Below are 9387 nucleotides of genomic sequence, written 5' to 3' on the forward strand. Positions count from 1 at the left end.
AAGAAAGTAGCGATCCTAGTAACGGATGGCTTCGAGCAAGTAGAATTAACGGAACCCCAACAAGCACTAATTGATGCCGGGGCTGACACGAAAATAATTTCTCCGAAAGACAAAGAAGTAAAAGGATGGAATCATACCGATTGGGGCGATACGTTTAATGTAGATGTACCGCTGTCACAAGCCAATCCCGAAGATTACGATGCCCTGTTACTACCTGGTGGTGTTATGAATCCTGACTCACTGCGGATGGAAACGGATGCCGTAGCATTTGTCGAACACTTTTTTGAAAGTGGTAAACCCGTAGCAGCTATTTGTCACGCTCCGATTATGCTGATTGAAGCAGACGTCGTTGAAGGCCGGAAGCTGACTTCCTATCCCTCCTTGAAAACGGACCTGATCAATGCCGGTGCCGAATGGGTAGACGAAGAAGTAGTTACGGACAATGGTTTGGTAACCAGCCGTAAACCCGATGACATTCCTGCCTTCAACGCAAAAATGATTGAAGAAATCGCGGAAGGTCAACACGCACCAGCGTAAATAGCCCGTAGGACATTACATCTCTGATACTTCAAAACATTTACGCCTTATTGTGTTTTACACAAAACGTAGATGGAATAGTATTTTTGATATAAGGTCATAGTAGAAGGTATAGAGCAATTTAGCATTGTTCGAGCCTTTTTAACCTGAAAAGACTATGGAAAATCAACAAAATCAATCTGGTCAGCAACAAGGTTCTGACGAGAATCAAACGAATCGTAACCAAAATCAGGGCAATCAGCAAGCCCAGCAGGCAGGTCAAAACCAGTCACAGCAGGGAGCTGAACCCAACCGGGGCAGTGGCAATCAAAGTGGTCGTGGTGCCGGTAACGGTGGAATTGGAACGGGTGAGTACGAAGGTGAAAACCAAAATAACGAAACTCCGCAACGCGATTCCTACACGCAAGAAGAACGCACAAGCCGGTTGTAGTGCTTAGCTAATAGATGAAAAAAGGCCTCAGATTCACGAATCTGAGGCCTTTTTTCGTTAAGCTGACTTCGGACGAAAGGCCTTAATGACCGTTTCATTCGTTTGCAGAAACGGGCCACCAATCAGATCAATGCAATACGGAATGGCGGGAAATACCGCATCCAGACATTGCCGAATGGCCGAGGGCTTGCCGGGCAAATTAATGATCAAACAAGCACCGCGGATACCCGCCGTTTGCCGGGAAAGGATAGCCGTCGGCACGTATTCCAGACTCACTTTCCGCATTAGTTCCCCAAAACCGGGCATCATTTTCTGACAAACGGCTTCGGTAGCTTCTGGCGTTACGTCGCGGGGAGCGGGACCCGTCCCCCCCGAAGTAACCACCAGACAGCAACCTTCCTGATCCGCCAGTTCGATGAGCGTCTGGGAAATGAGCTCCTGTTCATCGGGAATGACCCGATATACGGGTTCCCATTCGTTGACCAGATACTCCGTTAGCGTCGAGAGAATGGCTTTCCCTGGAATGTCTTCGTAAATACCCGCACTGGCTCGGTCCGAAACATTAATGATTCCTATTTTAATCGGCTTCATACCTTCAGTACGTTAAGAGATGGTACCACCGTTCCATACGGGCTCGCCCGGACGGATAAATTGTAATTTACCATCCCGGTCTTCCGCCATCAGAATCATGCCCTGAGATTCGATGCCCATCATCTTCCGCGGAGCCAGGTTTGCCAGCAGTGACACCTGCTGGCCAATGATGGCTTCGGGTGAAAAGTGTTCGGCAATACCACTTACAACCGTTCGCGTATCCAGTCCCGTATCGAGCGTTAGCTTCAGTAACTTTTTGGATTTGGGAACGGCTTCGGCGGCCGTAATCGTAGCCACGCGAATATCGAGTTTAGCGAAGTCGTCGTAGGTAACGGATTCTTTCGCGGGAGCGGGCGTTTTGGAGGCCAGTTCGTTCATTTTCTTCGTATTCAATAATTTCTGAACCTGAGCTTCAATCACAGCATCTTCGATTTTTTCAAATAGAAGTCCCGTGTTTTCAATCACGTGACCCTCAGCCAGCAGATTTAGATGACCCGCTTTGGACCAATCCGCCTCGGTGAAATGTAGCGTAGTCCGCAGTTTTTCCGCCGTGAAGGGCAGGAAGGGTTCCGCCAGAATCGCAAGGGTAGCGGTCAATTGCAGGCTCAGGTTTAAAATTGTAGCAGCCCGTTCAGGATTTTCTTTCAGTACTTTCCAGGGCTCAGTTGCTGCTAAATACTGATTGCCCAGTCGGGCTACTTCCATAAACAGACTCAACCCTTCGCGGAGGCGGAAGTTTTCCAGCGAATCAGCGATGCGGGCGGGGTACTGAGCCAGATCGTCCAGCATTTTCTGATCCACTTCGGTCAGCTCGCCCCGAGCGGGCACGGCCGGTCCGAAGTTCTTTTCCGTCAGTACCAAGGCTCGGTTCACGAAGTTCCCCAGAATACCCACCAGCTCGGAGTTGTTCCGTGTCTGGTAATCTTTCCAGGTAAACTCTGAATCTTTCGTTTCGGGAGCATTGGCAATCAGTACATAGCGAAGTACGTCCTGCTTGCCGGGCATATCTTCCAGGTATTCGTGCAGCCAGACGGCCCAGTTCCGGGAAGTCGAGATTTTATCGCCTTCCAGGTTCATGAACTCATTGGCGGGTACATTGTCCGCACCGGGAATAAAGCGTCCATCGGCCATCAGCATCGCTGGAAAAATCAGGCAATGGAAGACAATGTTGTCCTTTCCGATGAAGTGAACCAGTCGCGTATCGTCGGCTTTCCACCATTTTTCCCAATCATCGCCCTTCAGTTCTTTCGTGAAGGTGATGTAACCAATGGGAGCATCAAACCAGACGTACATCACTTTACCTTCCGCATCGGGCAGGGGTACCTTGATGCCCCAGTCCAAATCCCGTGTCATCGCCCTAGGCTTCAGTCCTTCGTTCAGCCAGGAGCGTACCTGCCCGGCCACGTTGGTTTTCCATTCGGGGTGACTGGCCACGTAAGCTTCTAGCTCGGGCTGCATGACGTCGAGGGGAAGGTTCCAGTTCTTGGTCGCTTTCAGAATCGGCGTTTCACCCGACAGCATCGAGCGAGGATTGATCAGTTCCCGGGGACTCAGCGTACTGCCACAACGTTCGCACTGGTCACCGTAGGCATTTTCGTTGCCGCATACGGGGCAGGTTCCCACGATGTACCGATCCGCCAGAAACTGACCCGCTTTTTCGTCGTAGTACTGCTCGGTGACTTCCTCCACGAATTTGCCCTGGTTGTACAGTTGCAGGAAAATATCCTGCGACATTTCGTGGTGTACCGGCTTGGAAGTACGGGAATAAATATCAAAGTTGATCCCGAAATCCGCGAAAGACTTACTGATCTGGGTGTAATATTTGTCGACAACTTCCTGAGGCGTGATGCCTTCTTTCTGGGCCCGAATCGTGATAGGGACGCCGTGTTCGTCGGTACCCGAAATAAAGGCTACCTCTTGGCCTTTGGCTCGCAGGTAGCGTACATATACGTCAGCCGGCACGTAGCATCCCGCCAGGTGCCCGATGTGAATGGGACCATTGGCGTAGATGAGAGCCGCGGTGACGGTGGTTCGATTAAATTTCTTCTCAGACATGAAAAAAGGGTCATTAGAGCCGCAAAAGTAAACATTTTTAAAGGACTACGTTCAGCGAATAGATACGAGCCATGAAGTTCAGCAATTCCCAAAAATGCGTACTTTTGACTCATCAGTAGGGAAGGATGGTCAAATACCGAACCGATTCCCGCTGACCGGGCTCCGGCTCTTCTTGACAGTAGTATCGTTTCTGCTTAATCGAATGATTCTTCTCACCGGGGCTAATGGCCTGATTGGTAGTTTTATAGCTAAAAAATTTCTTGCGGAAGGGATTTCCGTACGGGCCATTCGCCGGGCTGGTAGTGACCTGTCGTTGGTACAGAACGTGGAATCAGAAATCGAGTGGGTGGAAGGCGACGTACTGGACGTATCTTCGCTTGAGATCGCCCTGCAGGGTTGTACGCAGGTCGTACACGCGGCGGCAATGGTATCCTTTTCGCCGAAAGAAAAAGCAAAATTATATCAGGTTAACGTGGAAGGTACGGCTAACGTCGTCAACGCCTGTCTGCACGCCGGAATTGAGAAACTGGCCTACATCAGTTCGGTGGCCGCTCTGGGCCGACCCGCCCAGCAGAGTACGAATCCGGATCGGCCCACGGTCGTAAACGAAAACCAGAAATGGGAAGATTCGCCGCTGAACTCCCACTACGCCATCTCGAAATACCAGGCGGAACTGGAAGTATGGCGGGGGATTTCCGAGGGCCTGCCCGCCATCATTGTCAATCCCAGCGTGGTGATTGGCGAGGGCGATTGGCACCGGAGCAGTACCGCTCTGTTTAAGTACGTGTATGACGAAAAGCCGTTCTATACCAATGGTACGCTGAATTACGTCGATGTACTGGATGTAGCCGAAGCGATCTACCAACTACTGCAAAGTGACATCCAGGATGAACGATTCATTGTGAGCGGCGGCAAAACGTCCTACAAACATTTTTTTGAATTAATTGCTCAGTACATGGGCAAGAATGCCCCCCGCTACGGCGTTACACCCTTACTGGCCGAGGTGGCGTGGCGGTGGGAAGCTTTCAAAGCCGTGTTCACTCAGAAGCAACCGTTAGTAACCAAAGAGACGGCTCGTACTTCACAATTACACTTTTTCTACCCCAGTACCAAACTGGAACAAAGCCTGAATTTTCAATTTCATTCGCTGGAAGCGAGTGTTCAGCGGATTGCTGAGCAACTGCTGAAAGTAGAGCAGGAACCAAAAACTGTTTAACGAAAGCTTTTTACTACGCTAAAAAAAATATTGTTTTGCCATTATTCCAGGCAAATAGATACAACCACTCATGAAGACGCTCTTACCCATTCTCACGCTTGTTGTGGCAAGCTTTACGGCTCAGGCTCAAAGCGAAGATGCTGCGATCAAGGAAACGCTCCAAAACTATATTGACGGCGGAGCTACCGGCGACACGGCTAGCCTGAACCGGGCATTTTACCCCACGGCAAACCTGCGTAGTCTGGCCAATGGCCGCGTAACGAGCACGCCCGTGAAGGAGTTTATTGGTCGTACGCCCAAGGGTGGAGCCAACTGGACGGGTCGGATTGTATCCTACAGTTATTTAGGTACGGCGGGTTCGGCCGTACTGGAAATGCAACTGGAGTCTTTTAAATTTGTTGACTTTTTGTCGCTGATGAAAATCGGAAACGACTGGAAAATCGTAAGTAGAGTTTTCACACGGGCTGAAAAAGATCAACCCATTACTTCAGTGGGAGGAGGAAAAACTGCCGTTGCTCAGAAAAAAACTGTAGCAAAACCCAAGCCGAAATCGGACGATGGCTGGGAATGAGAAACCGAACCTCCTAATTACTACCGATGAATATTTTTTCGTACCTGAAAGACTATCTCTCCGCCGATCTGGTGGAGGCTATGGCTTCCCATATTAATGAAGATGCCGGAAAAACCCGGCAGGCAGCGGAGGTAACGGCTTTGTCCGTAGTAGCTGCTTTTTTGAAAAGGTCATCGACCGAGAGTGGGGCAAAGGCCATGTACAAAGCCATTGAGCGGGAAAACCTCTATGGCAATCACTTAGGACCCCTGTCTGCTCAATTCCGGGATCGGGATCAGGCTAGCCAGATTATCCAGAAAGGAAGTAATCTGTTTAGTCACCTTTTGCCCGACAAACGGAGTGTTCTTATTGCGATGATTGCCAGCCATGCTCGCATTCGGAGTTCTTCGGCCACCAGCGTGCTGGGGGCTATGTCGTATCTGACGTTGGATATTTTGGGTAAGCAGGTGAAAGACCAAAATCTGGACCCGGTTGGGCTAGCTATGGTCTTGCGTAACCAAAAAGATTATCTTACCAAAGAGGCCGATCCCGAACTACTGGACAAAGTCGTAACAACGCTTTCCATTGAAGATATGGAACGGATTGGTTACGTAACGCCCACGGAGGAAGCTGAAGCCGAGGTTGTATCGCGAACCCGAACCCGCCCTCAAACGGAGAATCCTTACGCCGATCTGACGGAAAATTCTACCTTTCCCTGGAAGGCGATTCTAGGAGGGGTGGCTTTGCTGGTGGTACTCGGCGGTGGCTATTACGCTTGGCAACAGTACGGAAGTACGGTGCAGTCGGCGGCTCTGCAGGATACAACGGTTAACGAAGAAGTGGCCTTACCCACGGATTCAACGGCTCGCTATCCGGATTCCACGCAAGTAGCAACAACACCTGCTACGGCAACGACGCCCGCTGGTGAATCATTGGCCGATAAGCTAACGCAACATCTGAATAATCCGCTGAGCAAAGCGGGCAAAACGTTCGTTTTTGAAGGGATCACCTTTGATCCATTAACGAACGAGCCTACGCCTCAATCCATTCCGGCACTTGATGGGCTAGCTGCCGTGCTCAAGAAGAACCCCAACCTGCAACTCAAATTTACCGGAGTAACACGGCAGTCGGTGAACAAAAAAAACGTATTCAAGCAAGCCAATAGCATCAAGGCGTACCTTACCCGGGCGGGGGTTGACATTATCCGACTGGATGTGGCTAGCTTCGTGGCCCAAGATGCGGGCAGAGCTGGTGAAGACTTTATTGTGGTGAAAGTAGTACAACAATAGTTGGTATTTGACGGAATAAAAGAGGTCCCGGTAATTCATCACCGGGACCTCTTTTATTCCTCTACCGTCCTGTTTGTAATACAAAATTCGTGAATACCTCCGTGTTCGGCGTAGCGGATGTGAAGACCATAGTTATCACAGATTTCTTTCACAATTGATAAACCCAAACCTACTGATTCGGAAGAAGTCCCTTCCTTTTTAAAGCGGGAGAATAAATCGTTCGGATCATTCTGTAAGGGATGCCCCGTATTGCTAAGGCACAGGGCAGAATCGGTAGAGCGTAGGCGGATTTCACCCTGGGGTACGTTATGACGCAAGGCATTACTGACCAGATTGGTAATCAAGTTTTCGGCCAGTACGGGGGGCAGGTTAGTCCAAAACGGAGCTTCCACGGCTGTATGTAATCGGATGCCTTTGTACTGAAGCAGTTCTTCCATGTCCCATAAGCGTTCCAACAACTGATCGCTAAGGTTAATGGGTTGTTCGTTGGCAAATTGCCGATTTTCAATCTTGGCTAGTAATAGCAAGCCCTGATACAGTCGTGACATCCGAAGCGATGCTTCGTAAATGGTTTGAATCCAGCGGGTCTGCTTTTCCGTTAGATGCTCGGACTGAATCAATTCTTCTACTTTAGCCGTAATCAGGGCCAACGGGGTTTGTAATTCGTGGGAGGCGTTTTCGGTGAATTCCTTCAAATGCAGATAATCGTGCAGAATCTGGTCGGACATTTTCTGTAACACTTCGTTCAGCTCCTTGAATTCGATAATGTCGGGCTGCTCAAGCTGCAGATGTTGACCACGGACCAAGTCGAACTGCTTAATGCGGGATAGCGTCTCGTAAAAAGGCTGCCAGATACGTCCCGAGAGCCGATCCTGAAACCAGTACGTACCCGCCAGTAACAAAGCGAGTACCGTGGCCATCGTGAACGTAATCGCCTCCATAAGCCGGTACGACTGAATCATGGATTTGCGAATGGCCACCCGATGCTCAACGCCTTTAATGGACTCGTAGAACGTCAGTTGCCGAAAGGGAACCATCTTTTGCGTATATCGATCTTCAATCAGTGTATCCTTGAACGATTCCTTAAAACCCGAGGGTACACGGCCTAACTCTACTTCAATTTTGTTTTCGACGAAGTAGGAGTTCGCCGTCCAGCCGTAATGCTGGATGTAGAGTTGAAAATCCCGTTTCTCCACCAGCAGTCGGTTTTCTACTTCATCGTAAATGAGCCACTTGATGATTCCGTAGAATGCCAGAGCCGTAGCCAGATACAGGATCACCGAAAAGAGCAGATAGATCCGGTTGGTTTTTTCGAGCAATCTCATGCCGTTCCGAATTTATAGCCAATGCCGTAAATGGATCGAATATAATCGCCACTTCCTTTTTCGACGAGCTTGCGACGCAGGTTTTTGATGTGCGAGTACACCATGTCCAGCGAATCCGCGGAGTCGATGTGGTCGCCCCAGAGGTGCTCGGCAATGGAAGCTTTCGTGAGAGCTACGTCGATATTCGCCAGAAAGTAGAGTAACAGATCGTATTCTTTGCGGGAAAGCACCGTTTCCTGTTGATTCACGAACACTTTACGAGCTTGAACCTGTACGAGAATTTCACGGTACTGAATTTCATTATGACCGCCAAAATTCCGCCGCCGAATCAGGGATTTTACGCGGGCATTGAGTTCGGAAAGGTGAAAGGGTTTGGTCAGATAATCGTCTGAGCCCACTTCCAGCCCCTTGATACGATCTTCCAGGGCATTGCGGGCCGAAATGATGATAATGCCCGTCGAGGCCGTTCGCTTTTTGAGCGTTTCGATGAGTTGCAGTCCATCGCCGCCCGGTAACGTCAGGTCCACAATCACGCAGTCGTATTCGTACAGGTACATTTTTTCGTCGGCTTCGGCGTAGGTAGCAGCCATTTCACAGCGGTAACCTTCCCGCGATAAGTAGGCCGAAATACTTTCAGCCAGGCCCTGTTCATCTTCCACCACCAACATTTTCATAGCTTTTCTGTAAGGATTGACGGAGCGAAAATAGAAGGTCAATGTTGGAAATATCTGGGAAGAACCGTTAATAAAAAGGTTGAAAGGAATGGGATTGGTCGGGGAGGAGTAGGTACACTGGTGCAGGTTTGAATTTCATTTAAGAAATCGACAACGTTAATAGGCTGGTCGTTCCCCGCATTGCATACGGGGCTATTCAGATTGAACCCCTCCGGGGTTAACGAGTTTTCATAGATTGGGTGTACTGGTGCAGGTTTCCAAACCTGTACCCACCATAGGGCAGTTTCCAACTGCCTTGTACGAAATGAAAAGAGGCCCTCCGATTCCAATCAGAGAGCCTCTTTCAAAGTGAAGTAAGGCAAAATTAAGCCGTTGGTTTAGCGAATTTCGCACCGAAAATAAAGATCACCGCGTAACAAATGATGGGCAGGTAATACGCCGAAGCGACGTCCGTGTTAGCAATCGTTCCCATGATGTAGGGAAAGAAAGCACCACCCACGACACCCATTGAAATGAACGAAGAACCCTGTTGCGTATGGCGACCCAGATCCTTCAATCCAAGGCTGAAGATCGTAGGGAACATGATACTAAAGAAGAAGTTCAGCATCAGCAGAGCGATAAACGACGGCCAGCCAAAGCTTTGAGCCACGATTACACACATCAGAATATTACCCAGGGCAAACGCCGCCAGCAGTTTATTCGGAGCAATGTATTTCATCA

Annotated in this window: 9 protein-coding genes and 1 pseudogene; 5 read left to right on the plus strand and 5 right to left on the minus strand. The window is 49.5% G+C overall.

What is annotated here, in order from left to right; genetic code table 11:
• A partial coding sequence (locus tag ACOJTG_RS02215) for a type 1 glutamine amidotransferase domain-containing protein (protein WP_420152311.1) occupies nt 1–537 on the plus strand: 537 nt, incomplete at its 5' end.
• Between the two features lie 157 nt (nt 538–694).
• On the plus strand, nt 695–967 hold the full coding sequence (locus ACOJTG_RS02220; RefSeq protein ID WP_420152312.1) for a hypothetical protein: 273 nt from the start codon (nt 695–697) through the stop codon (nt 965–967).
• 57 nt (nt 968–1024) lie between these two features.
• Here the strand turns inward: ACOJTG_RS02220 and mog are convergent, their stop codons facing one another.
• Complete coding sequence (mog, locus tag ACOJTG_RS02225; RefSeq protein WP_420152313.1) at nt 1025–1558, minus strand: molybdopterin adenylyltransferase; 534 nt, start codon at nt 1556–1558, stop codon at nt 1025–1027.
• A 12-nt stretch (nt 1559–1570) separates the two neighbouring features.
• Nucleotides 1571–3613, minus strand: coding sequence for a methionine--tRNA ligase (gene metG, locus ACOJTG_RS02230; RefSeq protein WP_420152314.1), 2043 nt, complete (start codon nt 3611–3613; stop codon nt 1571–1573).
• A 202-nt stretch (nt 3614–3815) separates the two neighbouring features.
• On the opposite strand from metG, the gene ACOJTG_RS02235 reads away from it, so the two are divergent.
• From ACOJTG_RS02235 to ACOJTG_RS02245, 3 genes are all read left to right on the plus strand, one after another.
• Nucleotides 3816–4829, plus strand: a complete 1014-nt coding sequence (locus tag ACOJTG_RS02235) for an NAD-dependent epimerase/dehydratase family protein (protein ID WP_420152315.1) — start codon at nt 3816–3818, stop codon at nt 4827–4829.
• Nucleotides 4830–4899: 70 nt separating this feature from the next.
• Entirely contained in the window at nt 4900–5400 is a 501-nt protein-coding gene (locus ACOJTG_RS02240) for a nuclear transport factor 2 family protein (protein ID WP_104710724.1), read from the plus strand.
• 26 nt (nt 5401–5426) lie between these two features.
• Nucleotides 5427–6668: a DUF937 domain-containing protein gene (locus ACOJTG_RS02245; RefSeq protein ID WP_420152316.1), complete on the plus strand. Its 1242-nt coding sequence runs from the start codon at nt 5427–5429 to the stop codon at nt 6666–6668.
• A gap of 53 nt (nt 6669–6721) precedes the next feature.
• Here the strand turns inward: ACOJTG_RS02245 and ACOJTG_RS02250 are convergent, their stop codons facing one another.
• The 3 genes and pseudogenes from ACOJTG_RS02250 to ACOJTG_RS02260 form a co-directional block, all read right to left on the minus strand.
• On the minus strand, nt 6722–7993 hold the full coding sequence (locus ACOJTG_RS02250; protein WP_420152317.1) for a sensor histidine kinase: 1272 nt from the start codon (nt 7991–7993) through the stop codon (nt 6722–6724).
• A complete protein-coding gene (locus ACOJTG_RS02255; RefSeq protein ID WP_094813868.1) occupies nt 7990–8667 on the minus strand; it encodes a response regulator transcription factor in 678 nt (225 codons plus the stop codon). Before ACOJTG_RS02255 ends, ACOJTG_RS02250 begins: the two co-directional genes overlap by 4 nt.
• A gap of 364 nt (nt 8668–9031) precedes the next feature.
• Nucleotides 9032–9387 (minus strand): annotated as a pseudogene (locus ACOJTG_RS02260) (MFS transporter); the annotation flags it as partial.

Source organism: Siphonobacter sp. (genome assembly GCF_048595215.1).
In the GTDB taxonomy this organism is placed as follows: domain Bacteria; phylum Bacteroidota; class Bacteroidia; order Cytophagales; family Spirosomataceae; genus Siphonobacter.

What these genes read in the sequence shown, in the direction of transcription:
- ACOJTG_RS02220 (WP_420152312.1), top strand. Translation starts at nt 695, where the DNA reads ATGGAAAATCAACAAAATCAATCTGGTCAGCAACAAGGTTCTGACGAG.
- ACOJTG_RS02255 (WP_094813868.1), bottom strand. Translation starts at nt 8,667, where the DNA reads ATGAAAATGTTGGTGGTGGAAGATGAACAGGGCCTGGCTGAAAGTATT.
- ACOJTG_RS02250 (WP_420152317.1), bottom strand. Translation starts at nt 7,993, where the DNA reads ATGAGATTGCTCGAAAAAACCAACCGGATCTATCTGCTCTTTTCGGTG.
- metG (WP_420152314.1), bottom strand. Translation starts at nt 3,613, where the DNA reads ATGTCTGAGAAGAAATTTAATCGAACCACCGTCACCGCGGCTCTCATC.
- ACOJTG_RS02245 (WP_420152316.1), top strand. Translation starts at nt 5,427, where the DNA reads ATGAATATTTTTTCGTACCTGAAAGACTATCTCTCCGCCGATCTGGTG.
- ACOJTG_RS02235 (WP_420152315.1), top strand. Translation starts at nt 3,816, where the DNA reads ATGATTCTTCTCACCGGGGCTAATGGCCTGATTGGTAGTTTTATAGCT.
- mog (WP_420152313.1), bottom strand. Translation starts at nt 1,558, where the DNA reads ATGAAGCCGATTAAAATAGGAATCATTAATGTTTCGGACCGAGCCAGT.
- ACOJTG_RS02240 (WP_104710724.1), top strand. Translation starts at nt 4,900, where the DNA reads ATGAAGACGCTCTTACCCATTCTCACGCTTGTTGTGGCAAGCTTTACG.